The organism is Pseudomonas sp. FP603 (assembly GCF_030687415.1).
GTDB classification, from domain to species: domain Bacteria; phylum Pseudomonadota; class Gammaproteobacteria; order Pseudomonadales; family Pseudomonadaceae; genus Aquipseudomonas; species Aquipseudomonas wuhanensis.
Map to the genome: position 1 here is coordinate 553,105 of NZ_CP117431.1, position 14,673 is coordinate 567,777.

At 60.3% G+C, this 14,673-nt stretch carries 11 protein-coding genes; 7 read left to right on the plus strand and 4 right to left on the minus strand.

Features of this window, described 5'->3' with window-relative positions; translation table 11 throughout:
• The first annotated feature begins 75 nt into the window (after positions 1–75).
• Complete coding sequence (locus tag PSH65_RS02545; protein WP_305424801.1) at positions 76–1,377, plus strand: transposase; 1,302 nt, start codon at positions 76–78, stop codon at positions 1,375–1,377.
• Between the two features lie 122 nt (positions 1,378–1,499).
• On the opposite strand, the gene gbcA is transcribed toward PSH65_RS02545, so the two are convergent.
• Positions 1,500–2,795, minus strand: coding sequence for a glycine-betaine demethylase subunit GbcA (gene gbcA / locus PSH65_RS02550; RefSeq protein WP_305424802.1), 1,296 nt, complete (start codon positions 2,793–2,795; stop codon positions 1,500–1,502).
• A 282-nt stretch (positions 2,796–3,077) separates the two neighbouring features.
• On the opposite strand from gbcA, the gene gbcB reads away from it, so the two are divergent.
• On the plus strand, positions 3,078–4,178 hold the full coding sequence (gbcB, locus tag PSH65_RS02555; RefSeq protein WP_305424803.1) for a glycine-betaine demethylase subunit GbcB: 1,101 nt from the start codon (positions 3,078–3,080) through the stop codon (positions 4,176–4,178).
• 119 nt (positions 4,179–4,297) lie between these two features.
• Here the strand turns inward: gbcB and PSH65_RS02560 are convergent, their stop codons facing one another.
• From PSH65_RS02560 to PSH65_RS02570, 3 genes are all read right to left on the minus strand, one after another.
• Complete coding sequence (locus PSH65_RS02560; RefSeq protein ID WP_305424804.1) at positions 4,298–5,122, minus strand: NAD(P)-dependent oxidoreductase; 825 nt, start codon at positions 5,120–5,122, stop codon at positions 4,298–4,300.
• 247 nt (positions 5,123–5,369) lie between these two features.
• Entirely contained in the window at positions 5,370–5,903 is a 534-nt protein-coding gene (locus tag PSH65_RS02565) for a transposase (protein WP_305424806.1), read from the minus strand.
• 655 nt (positions 5,904–6,558) lie between these two features.
• Positions 6,559–7,599, minus strand: coding sequence for a low specificity L-threonine aldolase (locus PSH65_RS02570; RefSeq protein ID WP_305424807.1), 1,041 nt, complete (start codon positions 7,597–7,599; stop codon positions 6,559–6,561).
• Positions 7,600–7,730: 131 nt separating this feature from the next.
• Here PSH65_RS02570 and PSH65_RS02575 point away from each other — a divergent pair, with 131 nt between their 5' ends.
• The 5 genes from PSH65_RS02575 to PSH65_RS02595 all read left to right on the plus strand — a co-directional run bounded on the left by PSH65_RS02575 (position 7,731) and on the right by PSH65_RS02595 (position 14,635).
• Positions 7,731–8,447, plus strand: coding sequence for a TraX family protein (locus PSH65_RS02575; protein ID WP_305424808.1), 717 nt, complete (start codon positions 7,731–7,733; stop codon positions 8,445–8,447).
• A 302-nt stretch (positions 8,448–8,749) separates the two neighbouring features.
• Positions 8,750–10,003, plus strand: a complete 1,254-nt coding sequence (glyA, locus tag PSH65_RS02580) for a serine hydroxymethyltransferase (RefSeq protein WP_305424809.1) — start codon at positions 8,750–8,752, stop codon at positions 10,001–10,003.
• Positions 10,004–10,026: 23 nt separating this feature from the next.
• Entirely contained in the window at positions 10,027–11,277 is a 1,251-nt protein-coding gene (locus PSH65_RS02585; protein WP_007907561.1) for a sarcosine oxidase subunit beta, read from the plus strand.
• 14 nt (positions 11,278–11,291) lie between these two features.
• Complete coding sequence (locus tag PSH65_RS02590; RefSeq protein ID WP_007907563.1) at positions 11,292–11,621, plus strand: sarcosine oxidase subunit delta; 330 nt, start codon at positions 11,292–11,294, stop codon at positions 11,619–11,621.
• Entirely contained in the window at positions 11,618–14,635 is a 3,018-nt protein-coding gene (locus PSH65_RS02595) for a sarcosine oxidase subunit alpha (protein ID WP_305424811.1), read from the plus strand. The genes PSH65_RS02590 and PSH65_RS02595 overlap by 4 nt, the downstream gene beginning before the upstream one ends.
• Positions 14,636–14,673: the final 38 nt, after the last annotated feature.

Here is a 14,673-nt window from a genome sequence, read left to right on the forward strand (position 1 = left end):
GTTACGGCCTCATCGCGGCATAGGTATCTACACATCTCCCGATCCTGGTCTATAAAGGGACGGCATGGATATCAAATGACCGGGCTAGATGCCCGACTGACAAAACGATACGACGAGTTAGTCATGGGACACAGTAATGGACTACCGGCGCTGGCCGCCGGGATGAAAGCCTTGCCGCGAAGCGACAAGGCTTTTGCACAGACGCAAGCCCTTTGGCGATTTTTGAGCAATGACCGGGTTCGGCCCGTTGACCTGGTTAAACCGCTGCTGGCGCTGGCCCACGAGGGTTGTCGGGATGACTGTGATGATTACGCGCTGGTCATGCACGATTGGTCTCGGCTCAATTACATGCACCACCACAGCAAGGCTGATCGCCTGCAAATGACCCACCGGGGCGACATCGGTTACGAGCTGCAAAGCAGCCTGCTAGTCACCGACCGTGACGGTGCACCGATCTGTACTCCCGCTCAAAATCTGGCGACCAAGGACGGCGTGCTCAGCACGCGAGCCGAAGAAGTGCTGGCCCCTGAGAAGCATCTGCATGAACTGACACAACGTATCACTTGGCTGGAACAGCAGAATTTTGCCAAGCCGCTTGTCCATATCGTGGATCGAGAGGCTGATTCGGTCGCTCACCTGAGGCAATGGCAGGCCGAAGGTCGGCAATGGCTGGTGCGAGTCAAGGCCGGTTCCACGGCCAGTCATGCAGGTCAATCGAGGGCCCTGAGTCAAATTGCTCGCGAGATGACCTACCGCAAAACTCGCAAGGTGGACTACAAAGGAAAACCGGCCATTCAATGGGTGGGAGAAACCGCCGTCGTGCTGACTCGCCAAGCCCAGCCTTTCACCAAAGACAGGGCCGACCGCAAGACGCTGCGCAAGTCTGGTGAGCCGTTGCCGGCCCGGCTCGTCGTGAGCCGAATACTGGGAGCCGATGGTCACCTGCTGGCCGAATGGTATTTGCTGAGCAACCTTGAGCAAGAGGTCGCAGATGAACGATTGGCGCTCTGGTATTACTGGCGCTGGCGTATCGAGTCCTACTTCAAACTGCTTAAAGGGGGTGGGCATCAGCTGGAAAACTGGCAGCAAGAGAGCGGTGAAGCGGTGTTCAAACGGCTGTTGATCGCCAGTCAGGCATGTGCTGTCAGTTGGCGTCTGATGCGGGCTAAGGGGGAGTTTGCTGAGCAAACACGGGATTTTTTGGTCCGTCTGTCTGGTCGACAGATGAAGCGCTCGCAGCCGGTGACGGCTTCCGCGCTGCTGGCCGGTTTATACATGCTTTTGGCCATGTGCGAGACATTGGAGCAATACACGCCCCAGGAACTGGCGGGTTTTGCTAAAGAGGCCATCGGCTGGGTGGCCAGCCGAAGACTTTAGAGATGTGTAGATACCTATGCTCATCGCGGGCAAGCCCGCTCCCACAGTGATTGGGGTGTTCACAGAGTTTGTGTACGCCGCCGATCCTTGTGGGAGCGGGCTTGCCCGCGATGCTTTTGCTTTTAGCCTTGTACCGGAACCCCTTTGAGGTACGGCGCGGGCTCGGCCCCCAGATTGTTCAACAGACGCTCGCTGTACCAGTCCACAAAGTTCACCACACCAAACTCATAGGTCTTGGAGTAAGGCCCTGGCTGGTACGCGGTGGAGTTGATCCCGCGCTGGTTCTCTTCGGCCAGGCGACGGTCCTGGTCGTTGGTCGCATCCCAGACCTGGCGCATGCGCTCCACGTCGTAGTCCACGCCTTCGACCGCATCCTTGTGGACGATCCACTTGGTGGTGACCATGGTTTCCTGAGCGCTGATCGGCCACACGGTGAACACGATGATGTGGTCGCCCATGCAGTGGTTCCACGAGTGTGGCAGGTGCAGGATGCGCATCGAGCCCAGGTCCGGGTTTTTGATGCGGCCCATGAGTTTGGCGCAGCCCTGTTTGCCGTCCAGGGTCATCGACACGGTGCCCTTGAGCAGCGGCATGCGCACGATACGGTTACGCAGGCCGAAACTGGCGTGGGCGTAAGGGATCTTCTCGGCTTCCCAGGCAGCGGCCGAAGCAGCTACATGGTCCTTGAAGGCCTGGTCGGCACGCGGGTCGGTGACGTCGTCCCATTCCAGCAGGGTTTTCAGCAGTTCCGGGTGCGACGCGTTGCAGTGGTAGCACTCGCGGTTGTTTTCCAGCACCAGTTTCCAGTTGGCTTTTTCCATCAAGGTGGTGGTAATCGCCACCTTGGTGTTCTCCATGTCGTACGGTTCCATGTAATGGCTGAGCGTCGACAGGAAGTCATCAATGGCCGGCGGGTTCTCCGACAGGCTGATGAAGATGTAACCGCCAGCGGTTTTCACGTTCACCGGCTTCAAACCGTACTGCTTCATGTCGAAGTCGGCGCCCATTTCGGTGCCGGCGAACAGCAGGCGACCGTCCAGCTCATACGTCCACTGGTGGTAGTGGCAGACCAGTTTGGCGACTTTGCCTTTTTCACTGGTGCACAGCCGTGAACCGCGGTGGCGGCAGACGTTGTGGAACGCATGGACCACGCCGTCCGCACCGCGAATCACGATGATCGGGTTCTTGCCGACTTGCAGGGTCAGGTAGTTGCCCTTGGTCGGGATTTCGCAGGTCATGCCGGCGATCAACCACTCTTTCTGAAAGATTTCCTGCATGTCGATATCAAACAGCCGCTCGTCAGAGTAAAACGGCTGCGGCAGCGAGAAAGTGCGCTCGCGTTCTTGCAGCATCTGCGCGGTGGCCTTGCGTGCGGGTTCCAGTGGATCGCCCAGGCTCAGGGTAGTGGTGACGTCCATCGTGTGTTTCCTCAAGGCCATCTGCGTGGCCGCGAAAGTGGCTGATCAGGTTTGCTACGCAAGGTGTAAAGATTGTGTCTTGGTATGGAGCGAGTGTGGGGCCGCCGTTGCCCGGAACCTTATCCATGGGCGACATGGCCCAATCTGTTCCCGACGCGCAACCCCCGGTAATTGGGGGCTGGTCGCGATAAGTATGTGAATGTCGCAGATAGGTAAATGGCGGGGCTGCGCTATACGCAGAATCGCCAACATGAAGGCCGGCAGTCGGCCGTGGAGATCAGCATGTCCAACAGCTTCCTGAACCCGGTAACCACCCAGACCTGGGCCAATGGTCGACATATTGTCCGTTGCGTCAAAGTCATCCAGGAAACCTGGGATGTGCGCACCTTCTGCTTTATGGCCGACCAGCCGATCCTGTTCTTTTTCAAGCCCGGGCAGTTCGTCACCCTGGAGCTGGAAATCGATGGCGTGCCGATCATGCGCTCCTACACCATTTCCAGTTCGCCGTCGGTGCCGTACAGCTTTTCGGTGACCATCAAGCGCGTGCCGGGCGGCAAGGTGTCCAACTGGCTGCACGACACCCTGCATGAAGGCCAGGAACTGGCGGTGCACGGGCCGGTCGGGCTGTTCAACGCCATGGACTTCCCGGCGCCGAAAGTGCTCTACCTCAGCGGCGGCGTCGGCATCACGCCGTGCATGTCCATGGCCCGGTGGTTCTATGACACCAACGGCAATGTCGACATGGTATTTATCCACAGCGCCCGTTCGCCGAAAGACATCATCTACCACCGCGAGCTGGAACACATGGCATCGCGGATCGACAACTTCAGCCTGCACCTGATCTGCGAGAAGCATGGTCTGGGCGAGCCGTGGGCCGGTTATCGCGGTTACCTGAACCACAAGATGCTCGAACTGATGGCGCCGGACTTCCTTGAACGTGAAGTCTTCTGCTGCGGCCCGACCCCGTACATGAATGCGGTCAAGCGCATGCTCGAGGCGGCGGGCTTCGACATGAAGCGTTATCACGAGGAATCCTTCGGCGCGACACCGCCGGAAGCCCGTGCCGACGCGGTGGAGCAAGCCGAGCAAGCGGCGGATGCTCCGGAAATCGATGCGGCGGATCTGCATCAAGTGGAATTCACTGCGTCCGGCAAGAGCATTCGGGTCGCACCGGGGGAAACGGTGCATGCGGCGGCGGCCAAGCTTGGCTTGCTGATTCCGAAGGCTTGCGGGATGGGGATCTGCGGGACCTGCAAGGTGATGAAGCTTGGTGGCGAAGTCGAAATGGACCACAACGGCGGGATTACCGAGGAAGACGAAGCCGAAGGGTTCATCCTGTCGTGCTGCAGCGTGCCGAAGGGCGACGTTCGCATCGAGTTTTGAACCTGTGGGAGCGGGGGGCGGCGATCCGACTTGCTCGCGAAGGCGGCGGCACAGTCAACATTGATGTTGCCTGACACACCGCTTTCGCGAGCAAGCCCGCTCCCACAATGGTTGGTATTTCAGTCCACAAACAAGTCTGGCATCAGCTTGTCTTTGGAGCCGGGCTCAAAGCGGTAATGATCGAATTCGGTCACGCCATGCTCCCGCAGAATCTCCTCATCAATCAGCAAGCGCCCCGTAATGCTGCGGCCACTGCTGCCCAGAATCGCGTAAGCAGCATCCGCCATGATTGCGGGTGCGCGCGCATGCTTGAACGACTCGCGTGACCCCAGCTGAAACTCGATCGCAGCGGTGGCGATCATGGTCTGCGGCCACAGGGAATTGACGCTGATGCCGTAGGAGGCGAATTCCTCGCTCATGCCCAGGGTCAGCATGCTCATGCCGTATTTGGTCACCGTGTAGGGGCTGTACTGGGCGAACCATTTGGTGGCCAGGTTCAGCGGTGGTGACAGGTTGAGGATGTGGCCGGCGGTTTTTTTCAGATAGGGCAGGGCGGCCTGGCTGCACAGCAGCACGGCGCGGGTGTTGATCTGGTGCATCAGGTCGAAGCGCTTGAGTTCGATGTGTTGCACGCCGGTCAGCTTGATCGCTCCGGCATTGTTGACCAAGGCATCAATCGCGCCGAAGTGTTCGCTGGCCTGGGCCAACGCCTCACGCACCGCCTCTTCATCGCGCACATCCACCTGCAAGGCCAACGCCTTGCCGCCCGCGGCTTCAACTTCCGCCGCCACGCTGAAGATGGTGCCGGGCAGTTTGGGGTGAGGGGTGGCGCTTTTGGCGGCAATCACGATGTTGGCCCCATCCTTTGCTGCCCGCAGCGCAATCTCACGCCCGATCCCGCGACTGGCACCGGTGATGAACAGGGTTTTGCCTTGTAATGACATGCGTACGCTCCTGATTGTTGTTATCGATGCGGATCGAAACGGCTCGCCAGTCAATGTAGACCAAAAGACACTTGTTCCTCGCACTCACCGCGATCGTTCCCACGCTCTGCGTGGGAATGCAGCCCGTGACGCTCTGCGTCACAACGGTGTTGGACATTGCGTCAGCGATGAGGCAGGAACGCGGAGCGTCCCGAGAGGCATTCCCACGCAGAGCGTGGGAACGATCAGGAGGAGAGTGCCGTGCGCTTCAGGACCAACGCTGAATCTCGATCAGCCCCTCCATCCCTGCATAATTCCTCGCGCTGGAATAGCGCCAGTGCTCAGGTAAATCCACGTACCCACGCTTCACCGGGTTGTAGTGGATGTAATCCAGCTTCTGGCGCATCACCGTTTCGCTGTACACCATTTCCGCGTGCGAACCTTCCTGCCACAACTGATAAACCCGATCCTGCTTATGTGCCCGTTTGCTGAAGCGCAGTCGTTGCAATGCGCGCTCTGCGCCCTTGCTTTGCAGATCGTCGATGATTTGGCGGGCGGTGAAGGATTTGAACAGGCGGAGGCATTTGCTCAGGTCTGGAGCCTCGGCAACGAAATGCAGATGGTTTTCCAGGACGACGTAAACATACAGCTTTAGATCTTGGTGGGTTTGTTGATAGCGCCAGCAATTGAGCAGGTGATCGACAATGTAGGGGCGGATAAACAGCGGAAGCCATTCCATGAGGGTGCAGGTCAGGAAGTGGGGTTTGTCGGGTTCGGTGATGGTGTAGCGACTTCGGCCCATGGATGCATTCCTTTGCGAGGGAATGACTAGGGTGAGCGGGGTGATGTAGTGGTGCTAGCGGACAGCGCCGCAGAGAGAGTGGGAAATTGCGACGCGCCTCTAATGATCGTTCCCATGCTCCGCGTGGGAATGCAGCCCGTGACGCTCTGCGTCACAACGGTGTTGGACATTGCGTCAGCGATGAGGCAGGAACGCGGAGCGTCCCGAGAGGCATTCCCACGCAGAGCGTGGGAACGATCAGCTTGGTGGGGGCGTCAGGCTGCCATGACTCCCGAATATCTGCCGCCAGTTCCAGCACGCGCTCTTGATCGTTCCCATGCTCCGCGTGGGAATGCAGCCCGTGACGCTCTGCGTCACAACGGTGTTGGACATTGCGTCAGTGGTAAGGCAGGAACGCGGAGCGTCCCGAGAGGCATTCCCACGCAGAGCGTGGGAACGATCAGCTTGGTGGGGGCGTCAGGCTGCCATGACTCCCGAATATCTGCCGCCAGTTCCGGCACGCGCTCTTGATCGTTCCCATGCTCCGCGTGGGAATGCAGCCCGTGACGCTCTGCGTCACAACGGTGTTGGACATTGCGTCAGCGATGAGGCAGGAACGCGGAGCGTCCCGAGAGGCATTCCCACGCAGAGCGTGGGAACGATCAGCTTGCGGGCGTCAGGCTGCCATGACTTCCCGAATATCCGTCGCCAATTCGCGCACGCGTTCTTCTTCGGTGTCCCACGAGCACATGAATCGCGCGCCGCCGTTGCCAATGAAGGTGTAGAAGCGCCAGCCCTTGGCGGTCAGTGCGGCGATGGCCGGTTCCGACAGTTGCAGGAACACGCCGTTGGCCTGTACCGGGAACATCAGTTCCACGCCCGGAATGTCGCTCACCAGTTCGGCCAGCAGCTGCGCGCAGTGGTTGGCGTGGCGGGCGTATTTGAGCCAGGCGTCGTTTTCCAGAATCCCGACCCACGGCGCCGAGAGGAAGCGCATCTTCGACGCCAGTTGCCCGGCCTGTTTGCAGCGGTAGTCGAAGTCTTCAGCCAGTTTGTGGTTGAAGAACAGAATCGCTTCGCCCACTGCCATGCCGTTTTTCGTGCCGCCGAAGCACAAGACATCGACGCCGGCCTTCCAGGTCAGGTCCGCTGGTGAGCAGCCCAGGTACGCGCAAGCATTGGAGAAACGTGCGCCGTCCATGTGCAGGTTCAGGCCCAGCTCTTTGCAGGTGACGCTGATGGCGCGGATTTCTTCAGGGGTGTACACGCTGCCGACTTCGGTGGCCTGGGTCAGGGTCACGACGCGGGGTTTCGGGTAGTGGATGTCCTGGCGCTTAAGGGCGATTTCACGGATCGATTCCGGTGTCAGCTTGCCGTTTTCGGTGCGAGCGATGAGCAGTTTGGAGCCGTTGGAGAAAAACTCCGGCGCGCCACATTCGTCGGTTTCGACGTGGGCGGTTTCCGAGCAGATCACGCTGTGGTAACTCTGGCACAGTGATGACAGGGCCAACGAGTTGGCCGCGGTGCCGTTGAAGGCGAAGAACACTTCGCAGTCGGTGTCGAACAGTTTGCGGAATTGATCCGATGCGCGTGCGGTCCACTCATCGTCGCCGTAAGCGCGCTGGTGGCCGTGGTTGGCCTGTTCCATGGCAGCCCAGGCTTCAGGGCAGATACCGGAATAGTTGTCGCTGGCGAATTGTTGGCTCTTATCGGTCATGGCCGGCTTCCGTGGTCGAGGCTCTTATGGTGAAGAGCCTCGTGGTCAATGATGGTGCGCACTTTACCGAAGATCGTCCGGGGAGCACACGGGATGTTGCTGTCAGAAAAATACACGGTTGACGGGCAATTATGCACATGACGCAGAGGGATGGGGCGCTGGATCTGCTTAAGTGGCTGGCGTTGCTGAGCATGGTGCTCGATCACCTTCGATATGTCGGTTATTCCGTCGATCTGCTGTATGTGCCGGGTAGATTGGCGTTCCCGTGGTTCTGTCTGGCGATGGCGGCGAACCTGTCGCGAGTCCGTGCAGTAACGACCGACGGCCAGTGGCGTTACCTCGGCTGGTTGTTGCTGTTTAGCGCTATAAGCGAAATCCCCTACCGGATGTACATTCCTGATCTCAACACCTTGAACGTGTTGCCCACGTTGATTCTGGGGCTGTTGGTCGCGCTTGGCTGGCAGAACCGGCTGCTTCAATCGCGACTGTTGGCGGCCGGGGCCTTGTTGCTGGCAGCACTGTTCCCGGAGCGACTGATGTTCGGTTTCTTCGGCGTGTTGTTGCCGCTGGCGATGTTGCTGGTGATCAGGCGTCCCTGGTATTTCAGCCTGCTGCCGGGGCTGGTCTGTCTGGCGGCCAATCAATGGCAAGTGCTGTATTACGCCGCTCGACTTCATAGCAATGCAGCCATTCTCGGCATTGCCGCTTGTCTGATTGCGCCATTGCTGGGGTTGTTGCTATTGCGACACGCCCAAGGCATCCAGCCACCGCCGATGCGGCGCTGGGCTTACGCGCTCTATCCCGTGCATTTCCTTGTGCTTCTGGCTTTGCGCCAACTCATTGCCTGATCCCTGGGGCGCGCAAAACCCTGTGGGAGCGGGCTTGCCCGCGATGGCGGCGTCACATCCAGCATTGATGTCGGCTGACCCACCGCTATCGCGGGCAAGCCCGCTCCCACAGGGGGGGATGTTGATCTTGCGATCGTGTCCGACGTGTCCATTTCCCGCCATGTCGTAAATGCACCTTTGCGTGGCGTCCATAGGCATTTGACCTGTCTGCGCCGGTCATACCATCGCTTCCAAAGGGCACTGCCGTAACGCCAGTGCCTTACCGAGACGAATGGCGCATAGATGCCGCTGGGAGAGACGCGATGTTCAGCAAGCAAGACCAGATCCAGGGTTACGACGATGCACTGCTGGCGGCGATGAATGCCGAGGAGCAACGCCAGGAAGATCACATCGAGCTGATCGCGTCAGAGAACTACACCAGCAAACGCGTCATGGAAGCGCAAGGCAGTGGCCTGACCAACAAATACGCCGAAGGCTATCCGGGCAAGCGCTACTACGGTGGCTGCGAGCACGTCGACAAGGTCGAAGCGCTGGCCATCGAACGCGCCAAGCAACTGTTCGGCGCCGACTACGCCAACGTCCAGCCGCACTCCGGTTCCTCGGCCAACAGCGCCGTTTACCTGGCCCTGCTGCAAGCCGGCGACACCATTCTGGGCATGAGCCTGGCCCACGGTGGTCACCTGACCCACGGCGCCAAGGTGTCGTCCTCGGGCAAGCTGTACAACGCCGTGCAGTACGGCATTGACACCAAAACCGGGCTGATCGACTACGACGAAGTCGAGCGTCTGGCTGTCGAATGCAAGCCGAAGATGATCGTTGCCGGGTTCTCGGCCTACTCCAAGACCCTCGACTTCCCGCGTTTCCGTCAGATCGCTGACAAGGTTGGAGCACTGCTGTTCGTCGACATGGCTCACGTCGCCGGTCTGGTCGCTGCCGGCCTGTACCCGAATCCGCTGCCGTACGCTGATGTGGTCACCACCACCACCCACAAGACCCTGCGCGGTCCTCGTGGCGGCCTGATCCTGTGCAAGTCCAACGAAGAAATCGAGAAGAAGCTCAACGCAGCAGTGTTTCCGGGTGCCCAGGGCGGCCCGCTGATGCACGTGATCGCCGGTAAAGCGGTGTGCTTCAAGGAAGCGCTGGAGCCTGGCTTCAAGGCTTACCAGCAACAAGTGATCGACAACGCCCAGGCCATGGCCGGCGTATTTATCAAACGCGGCTACGATGTAGTGTCCGGCGGTACCGATAACCACCTGTTCCTGGTCAGCCTGATCCGTCAGGGCCTCACCGGCAAAGAGGCGGATGCAGCACTCGGTCGCGCCCACATCACCGTGAACAAGAACGCTGTCCCGAACGATCCACAGTCGCCGTTCGTGACCTCCGGCCTGCGCATCGGCACCCCGGCGGTGACCACTCGCGGCTTCAAGGTTACCCAGTGTATTGAACTGGCTGGCTGGATCTGCGACATCCTCGACAACCTCGGCGACGCCGATGTCGAGGCCAATGTCGCGCAGCATGTGGCGGCCCTGTGCGCGGACTTCCCGGTTTATCGCTGAGCGCGGTTTTGGAGTAAATGACTATGCAACGCTATTCGGGCTTCGGCCTCTTCAAACACTCCCTCAGCCATCACGAAAACTGGCAGAAGATGTGGCGCACGCCGACCCCTAAAAAGGTCTATGACGTGGTCATCGTCGGCGGTGGCGGGCATGGTCTGGCGACCGCCTACTACCTCGCCAAGGAACATGGCATCACCAACGTGGCCGTGGTCGAGAAAGGTTGGCTGGGCGGCGGTAACACCGCGCGCAACACCACCATCGTGCGTTCCAACTACCTGTGGGACGAGTCGGCGCACCTGTACGAACACGCGATGAAATTGTGGGAAGGCCTGTCCCAGGACCTGAACTACAACGTGATGTTCTCCCAGCGTGGCGTCTACAACCTGTGCCACACCCTGCAGGACATTCGTGATTCCGAGCGTCGGGTCAGCGCCAACCGCCTCAACGGCGTGGACGGCGAACTGCTCGATGCCAAACAGGTTGCCGACGAGATTCCGTACCTCGACTGCTCCAAGAACACTCGCTACCCGGTGATGGGCGCCACCGTCCAGCGTCGCGGCGGCGTGGCCCGTCACGATGCCGTGGCGTGGGGCTTTGCCCGTGCCGCCGACGCCTTGGGCGTGGACCTGATCCAGCAGACCGAAGTGATCGGTTTCCGTAAGGAAAACGGTGTGTGCATCGGTGTTGAAACCAACAAGGGCTTCATCGGCGCCAAGCGCGTCGGCGTGGTGACTGCCGGTAACTCCGGGCACATGGCCAAACTCGCCGGTTTCCGCCTGCCGATCGAATCGCACCCGCTGCAAGCGCTGGTGTCCGAGCCGATCAAGCCGATTATCGACAGCGTGATCATGTCCAACGCCGTACACGGTTATATCAGCCAGTCCGACAAGGGAGACCTGGTGATCGGCGCCGGTATCGACGGCTACAACGGCTACGGCCAGCGTGGTTCGTACCCGGTGATCGAGCACACCATCCAGGCCATCGTCGAGATGTTCCCGGTGCTGTCGCGTGTACGGATGAACCGTCAGTGGGGCGGCATCGTCGACACCACGCCGGATGCGTGCCCGATCATCTCGAAAACCCCGGTCCCGAACATGTTCTTCAACTGCGGTTGGGGCACCGGTGGCTTCAAGGCCACACCTGGCTCGGGCAACGTGTTTGCCGCAAGCCTGGCCAAGGGTGAAATGCACCCATTGGCCGCACCTTTCTCCATCGACCGCTTCCACAGCGGTGCGTTGATCGACGAACACGGCGCTGCAGCAGTCGCCCACTAACAGGAGAAATCCCTATGTTGCATATCTTCTGTCCTCACTGTGGCGAACTGCGCTCCGAAGAGGAATTCCATGCATCCGGCCAGGCGCACATCCCGCGTCCACTGGATCCGAACAGCTGCACCGACGAGGAGTGGGGCGACTACATGTTCTTCCGCGATAACCCTCGCGGTCTGCACCATGAACTGTGGGATCACGTCGCCGGTTGCCGTCAGTACTTCAACGTGACCCGCGACACCGTGACCTACGAGATTCTCGAAACCTACAAGATCGGCACCAAGCCGCAGTTCACCGACAAGACCGACAGCCCGAAAGCGGCCGCCACGGCTCTGGGAGAGAAGGTATGAGCCAGATCAATCGCCTGTCCAACGGCGGACGCATCGACCGCAACAAAGTGTTGAGCTTCACCTTCAACGGCCAGGTCTACAAAGGCTTTGAAGGCGACTCCCTGGCCGCCGCGTTGCTGGCCAACGGTGTCGACATCATCGGCCGCAGCTTCAAGTATTCGCGCCCACGCGGCATCTTCGCCGCCGGTGCCGAAGAGCCGAACGCCGTGCTGCAGATCGGTGCGACCGAAGCCACGCAGATCCCCAACGTACGCGCCACGCAACAAGCGCTGTATCAAGGCCTGGTCGCCACCAGCACCAACGGCTGGCCGAGCGTGAACAACGACATGATGGGGATTCTCGGCAAGGTCGGCGGCAAGCTGATGCCACCGGGCTTCTACTACAAAACCTTCATGTACCCGCAATCGTTCTGGATGACTTACGAGAAGTACATTCGTAAGGCCGCCGGTCTTGGCCGTTCGCCGACCGAGAACGATCCGGACACCTACGACTACATGAACCAGCACTGCGACGTGCTGATCGTCGGCGCTGGCCCTGCGGGTCTGGCGGCTGCACTGGCGGCTGCCCGCAGCGGCGCCCGTGTGATCCTGGCCGATGAACAGGAAGAGTTCGGCGGTAGCCTGCTCGACTCCCGCGAAAGCCTCGACGGCAAGCCTGCCACCGAGTGGGTTGCCAGCGTCATCGCCGAGCTGAAAAACACCCCTGACGTGCTGCTGTTGCCGCGCGCCACGGTCAACGGTTACCACGACCATAACTTCCTGACCATCCACGAGCGCCTCACCGATCACCTCGGCGACCGCGCCCCGATCGGCCAGGTGCGTCAGCGTATCCACCGGGTTCGCGCCAAGCGCGTGGTGCTGGCGACCGGTGCTCACGAGCGTCCACTGGTTTATGGCAATAACGACGTGCCGGGCAACATGCTCGCCGGCGCGGTGTCGACTTATGTACGTCGCTATGGCGTGGCACCGGGCAAGAAACTGGTGCTGTCGACCAACAACGACCACGCCTACCGCGTTGCCCTGGACTGGCTCGACGCCAGCCTGCAAGTGGTGGCCATCGCCGATGCCCGCAGCAACCCTCGCGGTGCGCTGGTGGAAGAAGCGCGCGCCAAAGGCATTCGCATCCTGACCGGCAGCGCCGTGATCGAGGCTCGTGGCAGCAAGCACGTCACCGCTGCTCGCGTTGCCGCGATTGATGTAAAAGCACACACCGTGACCAGCCCGGGCGAATGGCTCGATTGCGACCTGGTTGCCAGTTCCGGCGGTTACAGCCCGGTGGTTCACCTGGCGTCGCACTTGGGTGGCAAGCCGATCTGGCGTGAAGACATCCTCGGTTTCGTACCGGGCGAAGCACCGCAGAAACGCGTATGCGTCGGTGGCATCAACGGCGTTTATGGCCTCGGCGATTCGCTGGCCGACGGTTTTGAAGGCGGCGCTCGCGCCGCCAGCGAAGCCGGTTTCGGCAAGGTCGAAGGCGTACTGCCAAAAGCCCTGAGCCGACTGGAAGAGCCGACGCTGGCGCTGTTCCAGGTACCTCACGAGAAAGCCACTGCCCGTGCGCCGAAGCAATTCGTCGACCTGCAAAACGACGTCACCGCTGCCGCCATCGAACTGGCGACCCGCGAAGGCTTCGAGTCGGTCGAGCACGTCAAGCGCTACACCGCATTGGGCTTCGGCACCGATCAGGGTAAGCTCGGCAACGTCAACGGTCTGGCCATCGCCGCCCGTTCGCTGAACGTGACGATCCCGCAGATGGGCACCACCATGTTCCGTCCGAACTACACGCCGGTAACTTTCGGCGCCGTAGCCGGTCGTCACTGTGGGCACATCTTTGAACCGGTTCGTTTCACCGCGCTGCATCACTGGCACGTGAAGAACGGCGCCGAGTTTGAAGACGTCGGTCAGTGGAAGCGTCCATGGTACTTCCCGAAAAACGGTGAAGACCTGCATGCCGCCGTGAAACGCGAATGCAAAGCCGTGCGCGACAGCGTCGGCCTGCTGGACGCTTCGACCCTGGGCAAGATCGACATCCAGGGCCCGGACTCCCGCGAGTTCCTCAACCGCATCTACACCAACGCCTGGACCAAACTCGACGTGGGCAAGGCCCGTTACGGCCTGATGTGCAAAGAAGACGGCATGGTGTTCGACGACGGCGTGACTGCATGCCTGGCCGACAACCATTTCGTGATGACCACCACCACCGGCGGCGCTGCACGCGTGCTGCAATGGCTGGAAATCTACCACCAGACCGAATGGCCAGACCTGAAGGTGTATTTCACTTCCGTGACGGATCACTGGGCAACCATGACCCTGTCCGGGCCGAACAGCCGCAAGCTGCTCAGCGAAGTCACCGACGCCGACCTGAGCAACGAAGCCTTCCCGTTCATGACCTGGAAAGAAGCGCTGGTCGGTGGTGTGCCGGCGCGGATATTCCGGATTTCGTTTACCGGTGAGTTGTCGTACGAAGTCAACGTGCAGGCCGACTACGCCATGGGCGTGCTCGAGAAAATCGTCGAGGCCGGCAAGAAGTACAACCTGACTCCGTATGGCACTGAAACCATGCACGTACTGCGGGCGGAGAAGGGCTTCATCATCGTCGGTCAGGACACTGACAGCTCGATGACCCCGGACGACCTGAACATGGGCTGGTGTGTCGGTCGCACCAAACCGTTCTCGTGGATCGGCTGGCGTGGCATGAACCGCGAAGACTGTGTGCGTGATCAGCGCAAACAGCTGGTTGGCCTGAAGCCGATCGATCCGACCAAATGGCTGCCGGAAGGTGCGCAACTGGTGTTCAACACCAAGCAAACCATCCCGATGACCATGGTGGGCCACGTGACTTCCAGTTACCTGCACAACTCCCTGGGCTATTCGTTTGCCATGGGCGTGGTGAAAGGCGGCTTGAAGCGCATGGGTGAGCGGGTGTTCGCACCGCTGGCCGACGGCAGCGTGATCGAGGCGGAAATCGTTTCTTCGGTGTTCTTCGATCCTAAAGGCGATCGCCAGAACGTGTAAGTCGATCGTTCCCACGCTCTGCGTGGGAATGCATCCCG

Bases quoted from the DNA above. Each gene is read 5' to 3' on its own strand.
- PSH65_RS02545 (WP_305424801.1), top strand. From the start codon at position 76: ATGACCGGGCTAGATGCCCGACTGACAAAACGATACGACGAGTTAGTC.
- gbcA (WP_305424802.1), bottom strand. From the start codon at position 2,795: ATGGACGTCACCACTACCCTGAGCCTGGGCGATCCACTGGAACCCGCA.
- gbcB (WP_305424803.1), top strand. From the start codon at position 3,078: ATGTCCAACAGCTTCCTGAACCCGGTAACCACCCAGACCTGGGCCAAT.
- PSH65_RS02560 (WP_305424804.1), bottom strand. From the start codon at position 5,122: ATGTCATTACAAGGCAAAACCCTGTTCATCACCGGTGCCAGTCGCGGG.
- PSH65_RS02565 (WP_305424806.1), bottom strand. From the start codon at position 5,903: ATGGGCCGAAGTCGCTACACCATCACCGAACCCGACAAACCCCACTTC.
- PSH65_RS02570 (WP_305424807.1), bottom strand. From the start codon at position 7,599: ATGACCGATAAGAGCCAACAATTCGCCAGCGACAACTATTCCGGTATC.
- PSH65_RS02575 (WP_305424808.1), top strand. From the start codon at position 7,731: ATGCACATGACGCAGAGGGATGGGGCGCTGGATCTGCTTAAGTGGCTG.
- glyA (WP_305424809.1), top strand. From the start codon at position 8,750: ATGTTCAGCAAGCAAGACCAGATCCAGGGTTACGACGATGCACTGCTG.
- PSH65_RS02585 (WP_007907561.1), top strand. From the start codon at position 10,027: ATGCAACGCTATTCGGGCTTCGGCCTCTTCAAACACTCCCTCAGCCAT.
- PSH65_RS02590 (WP_007907563.1), top strand. From the start codon at position 11,292: ATGTTGCATATCTTCTGTCCTCACTGTGGCGAACTGCGCTCCGAAGAG.
- PSH65_RS02595 (WP_305424811.1), top strand. From the start codon at position 11,618: ATGAGCCAGATCAATCGCCTGTCCAACGGCGGACGCATCGACCGCAAC.